This window comes from Candidatus Palauibacter scopulicola (assembly GCF_947581915.1).
Classification (GTDB): Bacteria; Gemmatimonadota; Gemmatimonadetes; order Palauibacterales; family Palauibacteraceae; genus Palauibacter; species Palauibacter scopulicola.
The window spans coordinates 1-21,255 of sequence record NZ_CANPWG010000055.1; the positions used below are offsets into that span (position 1 = coordinate 1).

Below are 21,255 nucleotides of genomic sequence, written 5' to 3' on the forward strand. Positions count from 1 at the left end.
ACTGGTGAAAACACGCCGGTAAAGCTCTGCCATGAAGCGATTTACGGACGAGAACGAGCTAGGATCTCGTCCACCACTTCCCCAAATACGGATTCCAGTTCTGGATGTAGGCATATGATATCAAGAAAACGAAGGTACTGACCGCTGTACTGAAATGAGGAAACCGAGACAGAAAGCGAGGTCCCCACATCGAACGGCACAGGGATATCGTCGCGGGCCAAGGGAAGCAGCAGCCGCGGTTCACCGTTCGCGCCAACCGCCATTCGTACAGGCCCAGCGGCCGTTGATATTTCCGCTGGCACAGTTGGGACTTCCAGTCCGCTCTCGGTTTGAGAGCCGGCGCGCAAGAGGCTCCAAGCAACGCAGGCGGGGTTATCCACGGGAACCCTCGACACCCGCCGCCTCCGCTTGCGCTGCTTCTTCCGCGTCGATCGCATCGAGTTCGTCCGCCGAGAATGGACTGAGTTCGACCGAGACGTAGTCGCCGCCCTCCGTTACCGACCCCGGAAAGATGATGCCATAGCCGAGAACGTCGAAAGCTGCATCGAGCGACGTACGAACACCCCCCGACCGTTGTGGGGCTGACTCACGGTCGATCGGATACAGCAATAGGAGAGGGACATCGCCAACGGCTTGGGCGCGGGCGGCCTTGAGATCAGCCCAGCCGGCAAACTCCGTGGACTGCTCCTTGTCAACGTCGAACAGAACATCTCGCTTCGACATGAGAGCCTTAATATCCGCCACCGACGTGCTGTCAGCCATGCGAGCCCGCTTGACTGCCTTCACCCTTCCTGCGTCTCCGAGCGGACTCGGGCATTCTCGCCCCCCCTTCGCCTCGACCACGCCAACATTCCACTTGGCCAGGCGAGGGTCACCGCTCGCGAGAAACGGAAGCAGCATGTCCGCTGCCAGATCGCGGTGGTGTCGGTGCACTGCATAGCGCTCGAAGAAACGCCGAATCGTTGACACGGGGACACCACGCCAGAGCTTCCTTCCCGTCCGGGCAGCCCTTCGATCCCGGAGTTTGAGCGAATCCGAGAGATTGATAAGATCAACTCCGGCCTCCCAGTTGCGGCGTAGGAGCTCTCTGTCTCGGTGGTCAAAGCGGAACGTCTGCCGGTGCGTGCCCCAGTAGCTTACGGCGCATGGGCGCGCGTGTCGCATCTTGTTCACTCCCGTGATCGCCATCCCAGGGATCGCCCGAATCCTAACTGCGATGTCCTCCGGCGTCAGGTTCTGTTTATGGTACTGTTCGATTTCGTCGCGAATCTCCGCCTCCACGACTGCTAGTGCGCGGAAACGTAACCGGAGATCTTCTGGCATCCAGATACGCGGCAGATCCTCGTATCCGGGCCGATAGCCAAACCAACGCCCCATCTGAAGCAACGTATCGTACTGGTTAGCCTTTCGTAGAAAATAGCTGACCATGAGACCCTCCAAGGTCAGGCCTCGCGCAAGGATCGAACCGCCCACTACTATATATGTCTTGGCCTCGCCCCCATAATCGATCCGATCTTCGCTCGCGCCATTCTCGATCGGTACCTCGATCCGGTCGAGTACGAGCGGGAGACATTCAAAAAGTTGGTCAGCCGAGATGCGAGCGGCAGCGGTGATGCTTGACGGCAGACGATTCTGCTCTTCAATCCAAATGTTGCGGATCCGTTCCGCCAAGTCAGAGGCACCATCAGTAATCCTAGCACCGTTGACCTCCAACCATCCCTGAATGAGTGCGGCCATCCGTTCATGAGCGACTACGTATGCAGACGTGTGAACCAGCATCGTCATGTGCTGTCGGTTGTCGCCACGCACATGTCGAGCCGCACAGCAAACGAGAAAATAGAGGATCGCGGTCTCCAGGCTCTCGGTCATCACGGGCCGGAATCGATCTCGCCCTCGCTGACTTCTTGGTTGAAGCCGTATTTCCTCCTCAGGCGGGACGTTACGGATCATGTCCACGGCCTCTTCATGTGGTCGCACAAGCGCAGGATCCGATGGCATTGTTCCAAAGAGCTCCTCCGCGCCGAAGTACCTCTCCGATTTTGGGAGTGCCGTGATGAAGTCGCGAGGATAAAGGTCATCGAGCTCTTCACCATCGGCGCGATACGGATTGATCAGCACGTTCGCGAACGGAGTAGCCGTATATCCCACATAGGTGACGGCAGGCAAACAAGAAAGGAGTTCGCGGATCCGGCCATTGATCGCGGTCATGTCGAGCTCTCGCCGCGCAGAATTGACGCTTGCCTGATCGCATTCATCGTCAATCACCAAGATCCGCAGGCCTCGCAGCACCTTCAGGTAAGTCTTATCGACAGCCTTCTTGAGTTCGCGTAGTGGCGATACATTCTTCTTGATGACGGCCAGCTGAGATTTGTCGCTATGCTGCAGAAGTCCCCCGTAGGGAGGGGCTCGGAAGTCGCCGTCGATCTCATTCGGAGTATGGACTTGCCAGCTCCGCGGATTTCTACGGACGAGGTCGTTGACGAGCCGCAACTGGGTCTGATACCGCAATTTGTTCGTCATGCCTGACAGTACTACAACAGTGTCGTATCCTGCGTCGAGCGCCTTGGCAATCACGGCTGTCATGTTGGCGGTCTTACCGGATTGGACGTGCCCAACGACGAGACCTCTGCACGAGAACTGATCCTGATTGGGGTCGCTCAGGAGTGACACCACTTCCTTGGAAGCGTCATCGATAGCCTTAACGTCGTCCGCGGCCCAACGTTTCGCCTCGATCAAATAGTCTTCAAAGGCAGGCCAGTGAAGATCGCCGTGTGTTGGGCCGAAGTACCACGGCGGGCGTTGCCGAATCACGGAATGCCGGTGAAGGACTTCGATGTCCGCAAACTGACTTGCAACGACGTGGTGCGCTTCCGCGATTTCCTCAGAGAGGCGTGCAGCCGTACCAGGGGCAATGACGTCTAGGCGGCGGCGCATAGCCTCGACTGCGGCTCCTAGATCGGCCGTGCCCGGTAGCTCCTTGCGAAGCATCCTAACGAGCTCATCGACTTGTGGTCCTGGCATTGTGGTTTCTCGTGACGGCAGTGTTTTTCTTGGGTTCGACGTGATCGACGCGAGGGACGCCGAGACGGGGGACGTGTGGTCGGTGCCTCTTGCCTTAGTGGATCGAAAGGGTTGCGAAGCCATCCGCGAAGAACGTGGAGATTAGTTCAGGCAGGAGAGCATATCGAGATGCTAGCATGGGGGCAAGGAAGAGGTGAACGTGGAGGAGCCGAGCGCTCAAGGAAGACCGGGGGGGAAGGACCGCGCGCCCGGCGCGCCGTCAGTGGGCGACGGCCGCGACGAGTTGGGCGACGGATCCGAGTAGGGGGTGGATGCGTCGCTTGGTGTAGATGGAATCGAGCAGCCCGCGCGGTAGGAAGAACCGGAGCCGATTCTGGTAGCGGAGCACGAGTGGGTCCGTCAGCCGATCATCGACGCAGAGTGCATACTTGACCGGGATTCGGGTGGCTTCGTCGAGCCACTGGGCGTGCCGCTCGCGGACCTTCGTTTTGCAGCCGACCATGCGGAGCCGGTCGTCCGGAAACGTTGGGTCGTGATAGCTCTCGCAACTCGGAAAGATGAAGTCGGGGGTCTTCCCGCCCTCGGTGCGGCACTGGTAAGAGTGCGGGATTCGCAGGGCGTTGAGCAGGTAGCGGAAGTGGTTCTCCAGACTCTGGCCACGCCGGGCTCGTCGACTCTGCAGGAAGGTCATGAAGAAGCCCTGCAGGACGTCGAAGTTCAGCCGGTCGTCATCGGGGATCGCCGCCAGCTTTCGGTTCCCGAGCTCCAGTTCGATGGCCTTGAAGAGGGCCGTCTCGGCTGCGAGGGAAGAATCGATGAAGTCGTCAGGATCCTCGGGCGTCACTCCGGTGTCGGCAACGATGGACTGCGCAGCGGCCGCCATCTCCGCAGTCGTGGGCATCGTACCGCGAGAAACGGCGCCCAAGAGGAGTGGGTGTTGAGCGAAGTCGTACTCTTCTAGGGCGACCTGCGGTACCGGGCGACGGAGTACTTGGAGGAGGACGTTGATCGTCCGAGGGTTGAGGCCCTCCGAGTCTGCGAAGAACATTCCGACCAGTTCTTCCGGTTCGCGACCGGCAAGATCGAGGCTTAGGGCTCGCTCGATCTCGGTTCCATGGCGTGCGATCACTGCAACCAAATCGTTGCTTGAACGGTCCGGTCGGAAGAGGAGCATGAGGTCGTCGGGGCGGGCGTGTTCGGAGATCCCCACGTTCGTGTAGTACATGCGCCACTCGGCGGCCCGGGGCTTGTTGAGGCGCGCATCGTAGAGCGTGTAGCGCTCCGTTTCGGTCACGGGAGCTTCGTCGTCCCCGAGATAGAAGAGAAAATCGATTCGGCCTTTGCACGGGTTGCCCGCGAGTTCGAGCTCCTGCCTGAGCCTCCCTGCGTTGAATTCGTGCTGGTTGGACAGGGAGGGGTCGATTTCCACGGCGGCAAGCCGCTTCATGCAGATGCGTACGTTCAAGTTGGCAACCGGCTCGCCGGAAGATCGCAGTCCGCTCGGATCAGAGCAGGAAGCGATTCGAGGATTTCATCACCGGCGAGTTCGCACTCCCATACCTCGATGGTCTTCCACCCAAGTTCCCGGAGCTTCTGCAGGTTTCGCAGATCCCTCGCCCGGTTCCCCTCCAGCTTCGCCTTCCAGAACGCGCGGTTCGATTTCGGCATGTAGGCGAACGGGCAGTCCTCGTGCCGGTGCCAGAAGCAGCCTCGGACTTCCACGACGGTCCGGTATCGGGGGAGAACGATGTCCGGTCGCCCCGGCAGGTCCTTGTGATGGAGCCGGAAGCGGAAGCCGGAACGATGGAGAAACCGGCGAACGAGAATCTCCGGCTTTGTGTCCTTGCCGCGGATCCCCGACATCATCGCGCTTCGGGTCCGGGCGTCAACGATATCGGTCACTTCAAGCGGTCCGCATTCCTGGCAGGAGTTCCAGTTGATCGGTGTCGCTGGCCAGTGACACGACGTGGGGTGCCATGGCGGTGGCGATGGCCGAGACGACCGGCACGGCCACGGAATTGCCAAACTGCTTGTACGCCTGCGTATCCGACACCGGGATCTCGAAGTCGTTCTGTCCTGGGCCATCGAACCCCATCAGCCGAGCGCACTCCCGAGGAGTCAGCCGTCGAGGGTTGGCTTGGTCCTGGCGGATGAGAATCTCCGAACCGTCCTTGTAGTACCGGGCTGAGAGCGTGCGCGCCGTGTCTGCCGGGCCGACGAGTCCGAATCCGAATCCGTTCCCGCGGAGCCTGTGCTTCCGTGCGTATTCCTGCAGGTAGGCCCAGAGGTGATCGCTAAGCGTGTACTTGTCCGACACGGCGGCAAGGTCGCCTTCGGTATATGGCGGCTCCATCTCCTCCGAACCGTCCTCCGGGTGCAGCACGCTCTCAAGCTTCGGGCCCGCCGCCTGATCGGGGAGTTCGAGATCCTCCAGAGAAAAGCCTGTCGCCTCCCTGAAGCCGGCGATAAAGACCCTCTCCCGGTGCTGTGGCAGGAACGACTTCGCGTCAATCACACGGGTCGTCACGGCGTACCCCAGCTCGTCTTCCAGCGTTCTCAGAATCACATCCATCGTCCGGCCCCGGTCGTGGCTCCGGAGATGCTTCACGTTCTCAAGGAGAAAGGCCGCCGGTCGGTGATCCCGCAGGATTCGGGCGAGGTCGAAGAACAGCGTTCCCTGCGTCTCGTCCGCGAAGCCATGAGGTCGACCCAGCGAGTTCTTCTTGGACACCCCGGCAACGGAGAACGGCTGGCAGGGGAATCCCGCCAGCAGGAGGTCGTGCGACGGGATGTCGGACGTGCCCACATCGCGAATGTCCCCGGCAATCTCATGACTCGTGGGGAAGTTGGCCGTGTACGTTTGCCGACAGAATCGATCCCACTCGCAGGTGTAGACGCACCGTCCCCTGTGCCGCTCAAACCCGATCCGCATGCCGCCGATTCCCGCAAACAGGTCGATGAACGTGAAGGCGGGCGGCGTCGGCTGACCGGTATCACGGGAGCTTGGTCCACGAATCACTTGTCGGAGGAAGAATACGGTGGCAGGCTTCGGAACCGTGTCCCCGTTCTCCCAGCGCTGGACGGTCCGCAGGCTATAGCCGAGCCAGGTTGCGAGGTTGCTTTGGGAGAGCCCCAATCTCTCCCTGAGGTCCCGCAGTTCTGACGGGCTGAGGACGGACACGGCTTACCTCCGCTGAGGTGGGACGAAGACGATGGCGACAGAATGTCACATTTCCGTCCCCCCGGCAAGTTCGACGGATTCGATGGGTAGAAGCCCTCAACCGCACTCGCAGAGACGCCGGCCCCTTCCGCACAGGAACACTCGATCGGATGCCTGAGATGAAGCCGGCGTTCACCTCGGGCGCGCCGTCCTCGTCATCCTCGCCCTCCTGCGCGGCCCCGGGCGTGCCGGGGCCGCCGAGCGTCGCCATCCCCGCGAGGAGAAGGACGGGGAAGCGGGAGAGGAAGCCCCGTGGGCGTAGCGGTTCGCGTGAAGTCTCTCGAAGTCGATCATGATCGCACCTTGTGAGTTCTGGCCGTGGTCTCGAGGCCTCGCCGACCGGCCCGCCAAGACGAGGTCGGCGACCAGATCCGTTCCCCTCGTGTCGCAACAGATTCCCGTGAAGGTTCGCGAGTGAGCGAGGCCTCCCGCCCCGGTGCTCGACCCGCCCCGAACCTCCGTTCCCCCGTCAACGCGCCACCAACGGCGCGCGGCCGGGCCAACTCGCGGCCCCCTCCGACGATCCTGCTCTCAAGCAAAAAAACGGCCCGGATCGCCACACCGGTGGCGAAAACCGGGCCGTGCTTGCAGGGGTACGGCCCGAAGGCCGGCCTCCGCGACTATTCGGGGCTGTAGGGCAGCGACGAATGATGAAGGTTGATCTTCAGATCGCCGTCAACAAGGACGTAGCCAAAGGTGTACTCAACCTTTGTCTCGTTGCCGTCCGGGTCTGTGAAGTAGTAGTTGCCCATGGCCATGGCGGAGACGTCGTTGGTGTAGATGCCGTTGTTCTCCCACCGAACGTTGGTCCAGCCCGAGATTGCGAACCCCTTGTCCTCCGTTCCGTCTTGCCCAATGAAATAGCTCAGAGCTTCGTCAAATGTCTCACGGAACTGATCCTCCGCTGCCAGGGTCGGCTTGAACATGACTTTGGTCTCGCCATATGCGTAAAGATCATTGATGTGTTCCGTCGCACGGGCCGCGTAGTCGCCGCCATCGGCATGGATCTTGGCAATCGCGACAATACCCTCGCCCCAAGTCTGCTGTGCATCAATGACAGCCTGTTCGGAGATCTGTTGCGCCGCCGCTGACGTCGCAATCGCGGCAAACGCGAGGCTGGAAGCCGCGGCCAGAACAAGATGTAGTTGACTCTTCATGACGGGTGTCCTCTCCTTCGTAAAATAGATGAGATCGTGGGCTCGGGGCCGATTATAACGACGCGATGCGTTGAAACACCACCAGGAGGAGTGGACTCGGGGCGAGGGCGAAACGGCAAGCGACCTGTTTTCATTGAAATCTGAACGCTCGCCGATCAGATTTCGATGATGACGCCGGCACGAAACGCTACCGGTTCGCCGGTCACATCCGGGCACTTCCCGCCGCCGAACTCGCAAGACACGCTGGCCTCCGGGCACAGGAACACTCGATGCTGCAACGGTTTGACGAACGGAACCGCGATCTCACCGTCAACCTGAACGGGACGCTCGTTCACCGGGACGAGGCCGGCGTCAGCCCGTTCGACTCGGTGGTGCAGGGGGGCGACGCCGTCTGGGAGGGGCTGCGCCTGTACGACGGGCGCATCTTCAAGCTGCGGGAGCACCTCGCCCGGCTCCGGTCCTCCGCCTTGGCGCTCGCCTTCGCCGAGATTCCTTCGGACGAGGCGATCATCGAGGAGATCCGCCGGACGCTCGCCGCGAACCGCATGCGCGACGGGGTGCACATCCGGCTCACGCTGACGCGGGGCGTGAAGGTCACCAGCGGCATGGATCCGCGCCTGAACCGGTCGGGTCCCACGTTCATCGTACTCGCCGAGCACAAGGCGCCGGTCTACGAACGGTCGGGCCTCAGGCTGATCACGAGTTCGCTGCGCCGCTTCGGGCCCGACACGCTGGACCCGCAGATCCACCACGCGAACCTCCTGCAGTCGATCCTGGCCAAGATCGAGGCGAACGCGGCCGGGGCCGATGACGCGCTGATGCTCGACGGCAACGGCTTCATCGCCGAGACGAACGCGACGCACCTCTTCTTCGTGCGCGACGGGGTCGCGATGACGAGCCGGACCGTCGCCTGTCCCGAGGGGATCACCCGCGCCACGGTGCTCGAACTCTGCGCGGAGCACGACATCCCGAGCCGCGTGAAGGATCTGTCCCTCACCGAGGCCTACCGCGCGGACGAGGCGTTCTGCACCGGTACGATGGGAGAACTGGCGGGCGTGACGGGAATCGACGGGCGGGTGATCGGAGACGGGTCGCCGGGGCCGCTCACGAAGCGCCTCAGCGACCTCTACCGCGATCTGACCGCGCGCGAAGGGGTCGTCGTGATCGGCCGCGAGAGATAGGTCGGGTTCGCCCCCGGCCTGCTTGCGCGACACTGATCGTTTGCCCGCCGCGCGGGAAAGTGTTGTCTCGCCATCGGTGTGAACTGCGCGTATCATCCGGCGGAAAGGAGACGTGCATGACGACAACGGATTGGCGGGTCCCGGAGCCGCTCGACACCGTCGAGATCGAGGCGACCGGCGGCGCTCCCATCGTCCTCAGGCGGCACGGGGACGTGAAGGGTCCGCGGCTCATCCTCAGCCACGACAACGGGCTCGCGATCGACCTCTACTACCCCTTCTGGTCGCGCCTCCAGTCCCGCTTCGAGTTGATCGTCTACGACCTCCGCAGCCACGGCCGGAACCCGACGGCCGACCTCGCCCACCACAACGTCGCGACCTTCACGGCCGACGAAGAGCGCATCCGGGCCGGCATCGAAGAGCACTTCGGCGCGAAGCCCGCGGTCGGCGTGTTCCATTCGCTGTCGGCGATGGTCGCGCTCAACCACGATCCGCCGGGGCGCGGGTACGCGGGGCTCGTCCTCTTCGATCCGCCCATGTACCTGGCCGACGGCGATCACTACGGCATCGACACGCTCTGGCGGCGGCTGGGCATGCTGGCCCGGCATCGCCAGCCCCGGTTCGCCACGAGGGAGGAGTTCGCCGAGGAGTTCCGGCGTTCGTGGGTGTTCGAGTTCACGCGGCCGGGGGTGGAACAGCTCGCGGCAGAGGCGCTGATCCAGCCCGCGTCGGACGGGGAGGGGTACGAACTCCGCTGCCCGCGCGAGTTCGAGGCGCAGGTGTTCGACTACGGGTTCGCGTACGCCTTCGAGCCGGACACGACGAACTTCGCCTGTCCCGTGAAGGTGATCGGCGGCGATCCGAGCGTCGAGTTCTCCTCGCTGCCCAGCGTCGACCTTGAGGGACTGATCGGGTGGGACTACGACTTCATCCCCCACACGACCCATTTCCTCCAACTGGAGAACCCCGAGGAGTGCGTCTCGACGATGATCGCCTTCCTCGAACGGGAGGGCCTCGCGTAAACCGCCCGCCACCGCCTGTGCCGCGGGGTCGTGCGTCGCCTACCGCTCCGGTCGTCGTCTGGTTCCGGCGGGATCTGCGCCTTCACGACAACCCTGCTCTTTCCGCAGCCGCCGTGTCGGAACGGCCCGTCGTCCCTCTGTTCGTGCTGGATGAGGAGAGCCGCGACGTTCGGCCCCTGGGCGGTGCGTCCCGCTGGTGGCTGCACGAGAGTCTGCGCTCGCTGGCGGAAGACCTCGCCGGACTCGGGCTTTCCCTCTGCCTGCGGCGGGGTCCGGCGTCCGATGTCCTCCGAGAAGTGGTGCGGGAGACCGGTGCGGGCCTCGTGGCGTGGAACCGGTGTTACGAGCCAGCTTCCGTCGCGCGCGACACGGAGATCGAGGCGACGCTTCGCACCGCCGGTGTGGAGACGGAGAGCTACGCGGGTTCGCTCCTCAGCGAGCCGGGCGAGATCCTGACAGGTCAGGGGACGCCCTACAAGGTCTTCACCTCATTCTGGAAGCGGCTCCGAGAGTGCTACCGGGCGCCACCTCCGCATCCGTCGCCCGGGCGGCTGGGCCCGGGCCCCGTGATCGCCAGCGACCGTCTCGATGACTGGGGGCTGCAGCCCACGGCCCCCGACTGGGCCGGGGGTCTCCGAGAGACCTGGGAGGTGGGGGAGGCTGCGGCCCGGCGGCGGCTGGCCGACTTCATGGCGAATGGCGTCGAGCGATACGGGATCGACCGCGACCGGCCGGACCTGGAAGGCAGCTCACGCCTCTCACCGCACCTGCACTGGGGTGAAATCGGGCCGCACCAGGTGTGGCGCGCCGCGGCGCCCCTGATCGAGGCCGAAGCGCCCGGCGGAAGCGGTCCCGAAGCGCTCCTCCGCGAACTCGCGTGGCGCGATTTCAGCCATCATCTGCTGTTCTACTCTCCGCACATGGAGACGGGCAACTGGCGCACCGCCTTCGACCGCTTCCCGTGGGGCGACGATCTGCAGGCGCTCGCCGCCTGGCAGCAGGGGCGCACCGGCTACCCGATCGTGGACGCTGGGATGCGCGAACTCTGGCACACCGGCTGGATGCACAACCGCGTTCGCATGATCGCCGCGTCCTTCCTGACGAAGGACCTGCTGATCCACTGGCAGGACGGCGAGGCGTGGTTCTGGGACACGCTCGTCGACGCTGACCTCGCCAACAACGTCGCCAACTGGCAGTGGGTCGCGGGTTCAGGCGCGGACGCGCAGCCTTTCTTTCGCATCTTCAACCCCGTCAGACAGGCCGCAAAATTCGATCCGGCCGGCGCCTACGTGCGCCGCTGGGTGCCGGAGATCGCGCGCCTCTCCGACCGCTGGCTCCACCAGCCGTGGGAAGCTCCACCGAACGTCCTCAGCGAATCCGGCATCGAACTCGGCCGCGACTACCCATCCCCCATCGTCGACCACGCCGCAGCCCGCCAAAGGGCCCTGCAAGCCTATCGATTGCTTCGTGGTGCCGCGCTGTAGAACGGACCTTCACCCACGGCCCCTGTCACGTTGGTCGGTAGCCTTGCCACGTTACCGCACTGGCTTGCTCAACCCGCTCCCAGGGTCTCGATCCAACTGCTGAACTCGGAGTTCTTACGCGGTATCGTTGGGGACCGTCCCTTCCGAAGCGCATCGACCGTACGCTTGTCAGCAAACGCGACGTCACAGTACGCGAGGCCCGGGGCGTGCAGACAATCAGCGATGTCGCTTCCCGAGGCTCCTGAGGGATCAAGGTTCCAACCCTCGTGCCACGCTTGGTCCACGCGGAATGCAGGACACTTGTCGAGATCTGCCTTCATCAAGAACTCCGCTTTCGTGTCCTCGGTGATTCTGTGAGACAGCCCACTGGGGAGTTGGATGATGCTAGGCAGGTAGTCCGCGATCTGTGCCCTTAACTCCCCCTCGGAGAATCTGATGGCGCGCCTCGACCGGCGAACCTTCGCGATTGCGCGCCGCTCGGCAGGGTAGGCGCGACGATCTTCTCTGAAGCCTTCCACAAAGGATTCATCTTGACGCACTGCCTCGACGAAATCACGGATTCGCCGGGGTGTCTCCAAGTCGAACTGCCACCGTTCGAAGTCATGGAGGGTGCTGTGGAATGAGCCAGAGCACACGTCGGGAGGCGTCCACCGGTCGTCAACCAATCCCCTAAAGCAGGCTGCTGCTTCCAAACGGATGACGTCGTAGAGTTGCTTGATCCATCGCATGTCGCCGATCGAATCGAAGTACTCCAAGCACCGCGTGATTTCACCCCGCTTAGCCGAATCCTCGATGCCGGCAAACTCAATTAGATGAGCGAGGGACAGGACTGGTAACACGCGGCGAGCAGCGACCGCCCGCTCGAACACATGGAACGAGTGGCGAGGTACGAAGTGGCGGGCCAAGTCGATCCAGTTGGCCGTGTCTAGGTGCACTGTACACATGTCAGGCGGCTCGCTGTAGCTTATCCCTGACCTCCTCCCAGTCCCAGCGCAGGATCGGAGGGATCGCGCAGTCGTGGGTCCGCCGCCGGATCATGGAATGCAGAAGATCCCATCAGGAGGTTCATGATCAGGCGCACCATCAGGTCCTTAACGGTCGGGTCGCTCTCCGCGATGAGTAGGGTGAGGGCCGTGACCGCCTGTGGGTTCAGCGCGTGCTCGATGTTCTCCTGTTCGAGGTACAAGAGGAACAGCAGCGATCCGATGCGTTTGTTGCCGTCGGTGAAGGGGTGGTCCTTCACGATGAAATAGAGGAGGTGCGCCGCCTTCTCCTCTCGGGAACGGTAGAGGGATTCGCCGAACATGGTCTGCTCGATGTTCCCGAGGATGCCGGCGAGGGCGTCACCCCGAGGGTTGCCGAACAATGGTGACGCCTCCTGGCGCTCCATCAAGTCCAGTTTGAAACGGGCGATCGCATCGGTTGCGGTATCATGGTCCAGAACGCCGGTTGACGGACCGCGGCCGATCGGCGCTTGCAATCGATTCTCGTCGTATTCGAGCAACAGCCGCCATGTGTCCGCGTACCGTCCGATGACGTCTAGGACCGCCCGACCGGTGTCGGTCACCAGCGCTTGGTTCTGGAGGGTCCGGCTGAGCAGATCGAGAGTCTCGCGAGCCTCGCGCAAGCCTCGATTCGCCAGCCGCTGCTCGTTCATGGTGTAGCCGCGGACCAGGTGTTCGCGCAGGGTGTGAGTGGCCCACTGCCGGAACTGGACGCCACGTTTGGAGTTGACGCGATAACCGACGGAGATGATGGCATCGAGGTTGTAGTGTTTGAGATTACGACGAACTTGACGTTTTCCTTCGGTTCGAACTGCTAAGAAATCCTTAGTAGTTCGTTCGGCCTTCAATTCGCCGCTCGAGAAAACGTTGCGCAGATGCATTAGCACGTTCTCCGGTGTCGTACCGAACACCTCCGCCATTTGCCGCTGCGTCAGCCAAACCGTGTCCTGCTCAACGCGGACATCGACGCGCACATCGCCATCGGCCACCTCGTAAACGATGACCTCGCTCGCAGGAGTTGCTGCGGGAGCCGCAGCACCTCCGGCCTTGCTTCCCGAGCGGTCGTTGGAAGCTCTGCCCATCTCGGTTCTTGCTCTCTCCCTTCTGCGTTCAGACTCCCAGCGTGCGGCTGAGCCGGTCGAGCGCCTCGCGGGCGTCATGTAGCGCCCGCTCGACGAGGTGGCCAGGGTCCGCCGCGTACCCCGCATCCTCCCTTTCTCGCACCATCGGTGGTTCCGCGCCGGGTCCGATGATTGTGAAGGGTACATGCCGATGTCCACGCTTCAAGCGGTACGCGGAGAAATGCCGACGGTCCAGCGTGAACACCCGGTCGATTCCTGAGCGCTCGGCCACGACGACCACCGAGGCGTCCGCGAAGTCCATCGGTGCGTCCCCGTACTGGACCATGAGTTCGAAGCAGCGCTCCAGGTCCGGATCGTCCAGGCCGGCCACCGTCACGCCGCGACGGCGCACGATGTCCATTAGACTCATCCGCCGCTTCGATTGCCGCAGAAGGTGAAACGCTTCGGTGAGCACCGGAGTCGTCGTCACGGCTTCTTCGTTCAACGCCGTGAGTACCTGTCTGCAAGCCGCATGCCCGGCGTCGGATGGGTCGCAGGCGGCGACCAGCGGACCCGTATCGACCAGGATCACCGGCTGTGTCTCTCGCGGATGATGTCCACCACGGCTTCCTTGTGCCGTCGGCGGGGCAACGTGCCGGGCTCGCCGCCGTACGGCGCTTCGGGAGTGTCCTCATCGTACCGCGCCAGGACGCGCCGAAAGACCTCGCCGGCCGTCTCGCCCTTCCTGCCGCCCAGACGGATGCCGTTCACGTACGTGTCGTAGGACCGGAGGCCGCGCTTCAACACCTCCGAGATCGATTGGCCGGTCTTCTCCCGGAGATCCTCGAGGATCGCCTCTTCTTCTTCATTGAGTCGTACCGTCCGCAGGCCCATCGATCTTTCCCCGGTTCTCATGGATTCGTGACTGGTTGTATTGCATATGTAATACAACGTCTCGCCGATCACAAACGTGACGAGGCCGGCAGATGGGCAACGATCGTCCGGCCGGCCTTGTTTCTAAGAGGGATACCTGACTGGTAGGTTGGATCGCCGACAGAGACCGCGTTCGGAAGGGAAGGGTCAGCGACCGCGTGTTCGAGTTCCTCTTCAAATACAGACCCGTCGTGTTCGAACGCGGCGACCTCTCCCTCGCCGCTCCCTGGTGGGCGGTGATCCTGATCTTCCTCGGGGTCGGCGCCGTCGTCTGGTTCGCGCTCGAATACCGCCGCGTCGGACCCACGGTGGAGGCGCGCGACCGCTGGGTGATGATGGGACTGCGGGCGACCGCGCTGGGCGTCCTCGCCTTCCTCCTGATGCGGCCCGTCCTCCTCGTCTCGACCGTCGTCCCGCGGCGGAACTTCGTGGCGGTCCTCCTCGACGATTCGCGCAGCATGCGGGTGGCGGACGAGAACGGGGAGACGCGCGCGCAGCGGATGCTCGACCTCTTCGGCGGCGAGGACGAGGATCCGGCCGGAGGGACGGGCGATCCCCTGGCCGATCCCATGGCCGCCGATCCGGGCGTGGCGGGTTCCGCCGCCATGGATCCCGCGCCCGCGGAGCCCGCCGACGGGCAGGCGTTCGCGACGCAGCGGGGCGAAGGCGCGCTCCGGCAGGCGCTCGAGGACCGCTTCCGGCTGAGGATGTACGGGTTCGACACCGACGCGGACCGGATCGACGGGGCGGGCGAGATGGCCTTCACGGGCCCCCGCACGAACCTCGCCGCGGGGCTCACGCGCGTGCAGCAGGAGATGGCCGGACTCCCGCTCTCCGGGATCGTCATCGTCACCGACGGCGCGGACAACGACGACGAAGCGACCCCGCCCCTGTCGGAGGCGCTGCTGTCGGCGCGCGCCGCCGGGATCCCCGTCTACACGATCGGGATGGGCTCGGAGCGCATCGCCCCCGACGTCGAGGTGCGCCGGGTGGAGGTGCCGCGCGCGGCGCTCGAGGGGACGACGATCGTGGCCGATGTCATCGTCTCCCACGCGGGTCTGGCCGGACGCACGGTGCGGCTCGATGTGGAGGACGAAGGGCGCATCGTGGGCACGCGCGACCTCACGCTCGGGCCGGACGGCGAGGAAGCGGTGCAACTCCAGTTCACGCTGGAGGAGTCGGGGCCCCGCGCGATCCGTTTCTTCGTGGACCCGCAGGAGGGAGAAGCCCTGACCGGCAACAACGAGCGCCAGGTCCTCGTGGAGGTCGGCGACACGCGCCGCAAGATCCTCTACTTCGAGGGCTCGCCGCGGCCGGAGAACAAGTTCGTGCGCCGCGCCGTGGCGGACGACGAGAACCTGCACGTCGTCACGCTTCTGCGGACGGCGGACGAAAAATACCTGCGGCTCGACGTGGAGGGGCCGGGCGAACTCGCCGGCGGGTTCCCGGACACGCGCGAGGAGTTGTACGAGTACGACGGGCTGATCCTGGGGAGCGTGGAGGCGAGTTTCTTCACGCACGACCAGTTGCAGATGATGGCGGATTTCGTGGGGCAGCGCGGGGGCGGACTCCTCGTGCTGGGCGGGCGGCGGTCGCTGGGAGAGGGCGGCTACACGGGGACGCCGCTGGCCGACGCCCTGCCGGTGGTGCTCGGGGGAGCCGGCGAGCCGGACGTGCTCGAGGTGTCGGCGGAACTCACCCCGGCCGGCCGCCGGCACGCGGCGATGAGGATCGCGGAAGCCGCCGAATCGTCAGCCGAGCGCTGGACGGAGCTTCCCCCCCTCACCTCCGTGAACCGGGTATTCGAACTGAAGCCGGGCGCCGTCGACCTCCTCCGGGGCGTGCCGGCGGAGGGCGCGACGCGCATGCTCCTCGCGCACCAGAGGTACGGGCGCGGGACGTCGATCGTGTTCGCCGCCCAGGACTCGTGGCTGTGGCAGATGCACGCGGCCATCCCCCTGGAGGACGAGACCCACGAGACGCTGTGGCGGCAGTTGCTCCGCTGGCTCGTGCACGATACGCCGGGGCGCGTCCGCCTCGACTCCGGCGAAGACGTCGTGCCGATGGGGGAGCCGCTCCGGATCCGGGCCGAGGTGGAGGACGAACGGTACCTGCGCGTGAACGGGGCGGACGTCGTCGCCACGGTGACGGGGCCGGGCGGCGTCGCGTCGGAGGTCCGGCTCGACTGGACGGTCGAGCGGGATGGCGAGTACGAAGGACGGTTCGTGCCGCCGGAGTCGGGGCTGTACAGCGTGCAGGTCCGCGCGGCGGGAGCCCGGACCGGGGGCCCTGGGGCCGGAGCCGAGACGAGCCGCGACGTCGCGGAAGAAGTGAGTTTCTTCCGGGCGGGGACGCCGCGGATCGAGGAGTTCGGCGCCGGCCGCCGCACGGAACTCCTGCGCCGGATCGCCGACGAGACGGGCGGGCGGTTCTACACGGCGGATGACGCGCAGGTGCTGGCCGACGAGATCCGCTACACGGAGAGCGGCGACACCGTGTACGAGGAGCGCTCGCTGTGGGACATGCCGATCCTCTTCCTCCTCCTGGCGGGCCTGCTGGGCGGGGAATGGGCGTACCGCCGGCGGAAGGATCTCGCGTGATCCGCGGCGCCCGGGTCACCACGCTCGCCGCGACCCTGGCTTTCGCGGCCCTCATCGGCTCCGGTGGCGCCGCGGACCTCTCGGCCGTGCCCCAGACGGCGCCCGCCGCGCCGCGGACCCATGTGCTCATCGTCACCGGCCTCGGGGGCGCGCCGGAGTACTCCGAGCAGTTCCGGGCGGAGGCGGAGTCGCTGCTCGACGCGCTCGACAGCCGACTCGGCGTTCGCGAGACCGTCGCGTGGCTCGCCGAGGACGAGGCGCTGTCTCCACGCGTGGCGGGCCGGGCCACGCTGGAAGCGGTCGAGCGGGAGGTGCTCGCCATGGCGAGCCGGGCGGGACCCTCGGACGTGGCGCTCATCCTCCTGCTCGGCCACGGGAGCGGCCGCGGCGAGGAGTCGCGCTTCAGCCTGCCCGGTCCGGACCTGTCGGGAGAGACGCTCTCGATGTGGCTTCACGCGTTCCCGACGCAGACCGTGGCGGTCGTGAACGCGGCGAGCGCCAGCGGCGGGTTCGTGCCCGCGGTCGCCGGTGAGCGGCGCATCGTCGTGACGGCCACGCGCTCCCCGCGCGAACGGGAGCGGACCCACTTCGGCGGCTTTTTCGTCGACGCCTTCGCGCTCGACGAGGCCGACGTGGACAAGGATGAACGGGTGTCGCTGCTCGAGGCGTTCAGCTACGCGACCGGCGAGGTCCGCCGCCGGTACGAGGGTGACAACGAGATGCTCACCGAGCACGCCCTGCTGGACGACGACGGGGACGGCGAGGGATCGCTGGAGCCGAGTCCGGATGGACCCGACGGAGCGCTGGCGAACCGGTTCTTCCTCGCCCAGGCGCCAGCCGCGCTGGCGGGGGCGGCGGCGGACGACCCCGCCGTGGCCGCGCTCCTGGCGCGGAAGCGCGAGGTGGAAGACGGGATCGCCGCGCTCCGCGCGCGCCGCGACGAGATGGAGGAGGAGGAATACGACGCGCAACTCGAGACGCTCCTCGTCGAACTCGCCCGCCTCAACCGCGCCATCCGCGAGGGCGGGAGCGTCCCGTGCGCCTGACCGCGCGCCCGCCCGTCCGGTCGACCGCGCGCCGCGTGCGGTTCGCGCGGCCGGCGCTCGCGCTGGCCCTCGTGCTCGCGGCGCCGCCGTCGGGGCGCGCGCAGGAGCCTCCGGAGGCCGCCGGGGACGGCGGGCCGCTGGCCGCGGCGCTCGTGGCGCACCAGACCGGCGACTACGGGCAGGCGGTCGCGGCCTACCGGTCGGCGGCGCGTTCCGGGCGCGAGTTCCCGGCCTCCGCGCGCGGATGGGCTCTCTCTCTCGCCGCGACCGGCGAATACGAATCCGCGCTCGAAGCTCTCGACCGGGCCGCCGCGCGCGCCCCCGACGGAGCGGACGCGGACACCGAGCTTGCGCGCGCGCGCGGTCGTCTGCAGTACGCACTCGGACGCCTCGACGAGGCCGAAGCGAACTTCCGCCGGGCCCTCGAAGGCCGGGCCGGCGACGCGCAACTCGCGCGGCTCGACCTGGGACGCCTCCTCTTCGACCGCGGCGCGCGCGAGGAAGCCCTCGCCCTGTTCGACGGGTTCATCGACTTCTACAACCGCGGCCGCCGCCTCGACGCCGAAGAACTGCGCGCCGTCGGCGCCGCGCTCACATACCTCGGCGCCCGCGACCCCGACCTCTTCCACGACGCCGTGCGCGCCTTCGAGGAGGCCATCGAAGCGGACCCCGGCGACCCCGAGCCGCGCATCGACCTCGGTCTCCTCTTTCTCGACAAGTACGACAGCTTCGAGGCCGGGCCGCTGATCGATGAAGCGCTCGCCCGGAATCCCGCGCACGCGCGCGCCCTCCTGGCGAAGGCGCGCCGCGCGAAGTTCGACGGCTCCTCCGAGGCGCTCGAACTCGCGCAGCAGGCGCTGGAAACGAACCCCCGCCTCACCGAAGCCCGCGCGTTCCTGGCGCGGCTCTATCTGGAACTCGAGGACGTGGACGAGGCCGAGGCGGAGGCCCGGCGCGCCCTGGAGACGAACCCCGTCTCCCTCTCCGCGTGGACGGAGATCGCGGCGGCCGCCCACCTGCGGGGGGACGCGGCCGCCTTCGCGGAGGCGCGCGACCGCGTTCTGCAGCTGGATCCGCGGCACGCCGGCCTCTACGTCGCACTCGCCCAGGTCGCCTACCGCACGCACCGCTACGCCGATGCGGTCGCCTTCGCGCGGCAGGCCGTGGCGCTCGATCCCCTGTCCTGGCCCGGCATGGCCGAACTCGGCCTCAACCAGCTCCGCGTCGGCGACCTGGAGGCGGGGCACGCGACGCTCGAGGCCTCCTTCGAGGGCGACCCCTTCAACGTGTGGGTGTTCAACACGCTCGACCTTCTCGAGGAGCTCGCCGGGTTCGAGACGGTGGAGAGTCCCCGCTTCATGTTTTTTATGCACCCGAAGGAAGCCGGCGCCCTCTCGATCTACGCCACGGCGCTTGCCGAGGAGGCCTTCGACGCGATGCGCCTGCGCTACGGGTACGAGCCGCCGACCCCGATCTCGGTCGAGGTCTACGACCGGCACGCGGACTTCTCCGTACGCACGGTCGGGCTCGCCGGCATCGGCGCGCTCGGCGTGAGCTTCGGCTCCGTCCTCGCCATGGACTCCCCCGGCGCGCGGCCGGGCGGCGCCTTCAACTGGGGCTCGACGCTGTGGCACGAGATCTCGCACGCCTTCACGCTCGGCTACACCGAGCACCGCATCCCGCGCTGGCTCTCCGAGGGGCTCGCGGTCCTCGACGAGCGGCACGCGCGGGAGGGGTGGGGATCCGACGTGGACCCCGGCTTCCTCGCCGCCTTCCGGGACGAGCGGCTGCCCTCGCTGGAGCGCTTCAACTACGGCTTCGTGCGGCCCGCCTACCCCGGGCAGGTGCAGCACGCCTACTACATGGCCTCGCTCCTGTGCGAGATGATCGAGACGACGCGCGGCTTCGACGCCGTGCTCGCCATGCTCGCCGGGTACCGCGACGGGCTGGAGACGCCGGAGGTCGTGCAACAGGCGCTGGGGACGACGCTCGCGGGCCTCGACCGGGAGTTGCGGGACTACATCGAGACCCGCTTCGGCCCGACGCTGCAAGCGCTGGGCACCCCCGAGGCCGGGACTCCGCCCGGCCCGGACACCTTCGCCGGACGGCTCATGGCGGCGGCGGAGGCGCAGCGCGCGGGCCGCACGGAGGAGGCGATGCGGGCGCTTGAGGGGGCGTACGAGGTCTTCCCCGAGTATGCGGGCGCCGACGCGCCGATCCTCGTTCTCGGGCACCTCCGCCGCGAAGCCGGCGATCTCGCGGAGGCTGCGGAGGCGTACCGGACGTACACCGCCCTCAACGAGAACCACTTCGAGGCGCAGCTCGCGCTCGCGGACGTCGAAGAGGCGCTCGGCAACGATGCGGCCGCCCGCGAAGCGCTGGAGCGCGCGATCTGGATCGACCCCTTCCACCTCGACCTGCATCAGCGGCTCGCCTCCGGCTACGAGGCGGTCGAAGCGTGGCCCGAGGCGGTCCGCGAGCGGCGGGCGCTGCTGGCGCTGGCGCCGGCCGATCCGGCGGAAGCCCACTACCGGCTCGCCCTCGCGCTGCACCGGGGCGGGGACGCGCGCGGCGCTCGGAGCGCGGTCCTCGACGCCCTGGAGATCGCCCCCAACTTCGAGGCCGCGCTCGATCTCCTGCTCGAGATCCGCGGCGACCCGGAGGGCAGGCGATGAGCGCCCGCCCCCGACGCTTCGCGGCCGCACCCCTCGTCGCCCGACCCGTCGTCGCCCGACCCCTCGCGACCGGCGGCCTGGCCGCGCTGCTCACGCTGCTGACGGTTGCCGACCTCGAGGGCCAGCGCCGGCGCGGACGCGGAGGCGGCGGGTTCGGCGACGACCTCGCCTCGTACCAGGAGTACAACACGCCGTACACCGGCGAGTTCACCTTCGTCCGCCTCTACTACCGCGGCGGATGGGGCTGGAACCCGGGGTGGTCGCACGACTGGCCCGTAGCCGAGCGCAACTTCGCCGAGATCATGGACGCGCTCACGACGATCGGCCCGCGCAAGGGCGGCGGCAACGTGCTCGCCATGGACGACCCCGACCTGTTCAAGTTCCCCGTCGCGTACCTCTCGGAACCCGGCGGCTGGACCATGAACCAGGTGGAGGCCGACAACCTGAGCAACTATCTGCGCAAGGGCGGGTTCCTCATCATCGACGACATGGGCGGCGAGCGGGACCTGGACAGGACGAGGCAGGGGCTCCAGATCCTGCTCCCGGGACTCCGGCTTGAACGGCTCGACGAAAACCACCCGATCTTCGACTCGTTCTTCCACCTGGAGCAGGAGAACATCGAGATGCCGCACCCCTACCGGGGCGGCGTGGCGAGCTACTGGGGCGTCTTTGAAAACAACGACCCCGATGGCCGCCTTATGGTCATCGTGAATCACGACAACGACATTGGCGACTACATGGAGTGGTCGGACCGGGGGTTCGTCCCCATCGCCCTCTCCAACGAAGCGTACAAGCTGGGCGTCAACTACGTGGTATACGCCCTCACACACTGAACACACTGAGCCGACGCGCTG

Annotated in this window: 16 protein-coding genes; 7 read left to right on the forward strand and 9 right to left on the reverse strand. The window is 66.1% G+C overall.

What is annotated here, in order from left to right; all coding sequences use genetic code 11:
• Positions 1-372: 372 nt before the first annotated feature.
• The 5 genes from RN743_RS10665 to RN743_RS10685 all read right to left on the reverse strand — a co-directional run bounded on the left by RN743_RS10665 (position 373) and on the right by RN743_RS10685 (position 7,398).
• The gene (locus tag RN743_RS10665; protein WP_310779721.1) at positions 373-2,988 is read right to left on the reverse strand and encodes a Z1 domain-containing protein; all 2,616 of its coding nucleotides are present in this window, start codon (positions 2,986-2,988) and stop codon (positions 373-375) included.
• Positions 2,989-3,280: 292 nt separating this feature from the next.
• Positions 3,281-4,486 (reverse strand): type II restriction endonuclease, encoded by a 1,206-nt coding sequence (locus RN743_RS10670; protein WP_310779722.1) that lies wholly within the window; start codon positions 4,484-4,486, stop codon positions 3,281-3,283.
• Positions 4,483-4,923, reverse strand: a complete 441-nt coding sequence (gene vsr / locus RN743_RS10675) for a DNA mismatch endonuclease Vsr (RefSeq protein ID WP_310779724.1) — start codon at positions 4,921-4,923, stop codon at positions 4,483-4,485. The genes RN743_RS10670 and vsr overlap by 4 nt, the downstream gene beginning before the upstream one ends.
• A 1-nt stretch (position 4,924) precedes the next feature.
• Complete coding sequence (gene dcm / locus RN743_RS10680) at positions 4,925-6,202, reverse strand: DNA (cytosine-5-)-methyltransferase (RefSeq protein WP_310779728.1); 1,278 nt, start codon at positions 6,200-6,202, stop codon at positions 4,925-4,927.
• A gap of 659 nt (positions 6,203-6,861) precedes the next feature.
• Positions 6,862-7,398 carry a hypothetical protein gene (locus RN743_RS10685; RefSeq protein WP_310779730.1) on the reverse strand — a complete coding sequence of 179 codons (537 nt, stop codon included), beginning with the start codon at positions 7,396-7,398 and terminating at the stop codon, positions 6,862-6,864.
• Positions 7,399-7,667: 269 nt separating this feature from the next.
• On the opposite strand from RN743_RS10685, the gene RN743_RS10690 reads away from it, so the two are divergent.
• From RN743_RS10690 to RN743_RS10700, 3 genes are all read left to right on the forward strand, one after another.
• Positions 7,668-8,579, forward strand: coding sequence for an aminotransferase class IV (locus RN743_RS10690; RefSeq protein WP_310779732.1), 912 nt, complete (start codon positions 7,668-7,670; stop codon positions 8,577-8,579).
• Between the two features lie 116 nt (positions 8,580-8,695).
• Complete coding sequence (locus tag RN743_RS10695; RefSeq protein WP_310779734.1) at positions 8,696-9,598, forward strand: alpha/beta hydrolase; 903 nt, start codon at positions 8,696-8,698, stop codon at positions 9,596-9,598.
• 17 nt (positions 9,599-9,615) lie between these two features.
• Positions 9,616-11,082: a deoxyribodipyrimidine photo-lyase gene (locus tag RN743_RS10700; protein ID WP_310779736.1), complete on the forward strand. Its 1,467-nt coding sequence runs from the start codon at positions 9,616-9,618 to the stop codon at positions 11,080-11,082.
• Positions 11,083-11,150: 68 nt separating this feature from the next.
• On the opposite strand, the gene RN743_RS10705 is transcribed toward RN743_RS10700, so the two are convergent.
• From RN743_RS10705 to RN743_RS10720, 4 genes are read right to left on the reverse strand one after another with little or no spacing between them, the layout of a single operon-like run.
• On the reverse strand, positions 11,151-12,026 hold the full coding sequence (locus RN743_RS10705) for a hypothetical protein (protein ID WP_310779738.1): 876 nt from the start codon (positions 12,024-12,026) through the stop codon (positions 11,151-11,153).
• Positions 12,027-12,046: 20 nt separating this feature from the next.
• Positions 12,047-13,168, reverse strand: coding sequence for a virulence protein RhuM/Fic/DOC family protein (locus RN743_RS10710; RefSeq protein ID WP_310779740.1), 1,122 nt, complete (start codon positions 13,166-13,168; stop codon positions 12,047-12,049).
• Between the two features lie 28 nt (positions 13,169-13,196).
• Positions 13,197-13,739: a PIN domain-containing protein gene (locus RN743_RS10715; RefSeq protein ID WP_310779742.1), complete on the reverse strand. Its 543-nt coding sequence runs from the start codon at positions 13,737-13,739 to the stop codon at positions 13,197-13,199.
• Positions 13,736-14,041, reverse strand: coding sequence for a hypothetical protein (locus RN743_RS10720; RefSeq protein ID WP_310779744.1), 306 nt, complete (start codon positions 14,039-14,041; stop codon positions 13,736-13,738). Before RN743_RS10720 ends, RN743_RS10715 begins: the two co-directional genes overlap by 4 nt.
• A 197-nt stretch (positions 14,042-14,238) precedes the next feature.
• Between RN743_RS10720 and RN743_RS10725 the strand changes: the two genes are divergently transcribed.
• The 4 genes from RN743_RS10725 to RN743_RS10740 are packed head-to-tail and all read left to right on the forward strand — an operon-like array spanning position 14,239 to position 21,234.
• Positions 14,239-16,680 carry a glutamine amidotransferase gene (locus tag RN743_RS10725; protein WP_310779746.1) on the forward strand — a complete coding sequence of 814 codons (2,442 nt, stop codon included), beginning with the start codon at positions 14,239-14,241 and terminating at the stop codon, positions 16,678-16,680.
• Positions 16,677-17,726, forward strand: coding sequence for a hypothetical protein (locus RN743_RS10730; RefSeq protein ID WP_310779748.1), 1,050 nt, complete (start codon positions 16,677-16,679; stop codon positions 17,724-17,726). Before RN743_RS10725 ends, RN743_RS10730 begins: the two co-directional genes overlap by 4 nt.
• Entirely contained in the window at positions 17,717-20,401 is a 2,685-nt protein-coding gene (locus tag RN743_RS10735) for a tetratricopeptide repeat protein (protein WP_310779750.1), read from the forward strand. The genes RN743_RS10730 and RN743_RS10735 overlap by 10 nt, the downstream gene beginning before the upstream one ends.
• Positions 20,398-21,234 carry a DUF4159 domain-containing protein gene (locus RN743_RS10740; protein WP_310779752.1) on the forward strand — a complete coding sequence of 279 codons (837 nt, stop codon included), beginning with the start codon at positions 20,398-20,400 and terminating at the stop codon, positions 21,232-21,234. The genes RN743_RS10735 and RN743_RS10740 overlap by 4 nt, the downstream gene beginning before the upstream one ends.
• Positions 21,235-21,255: the final 21 nt, after the last annotated feature.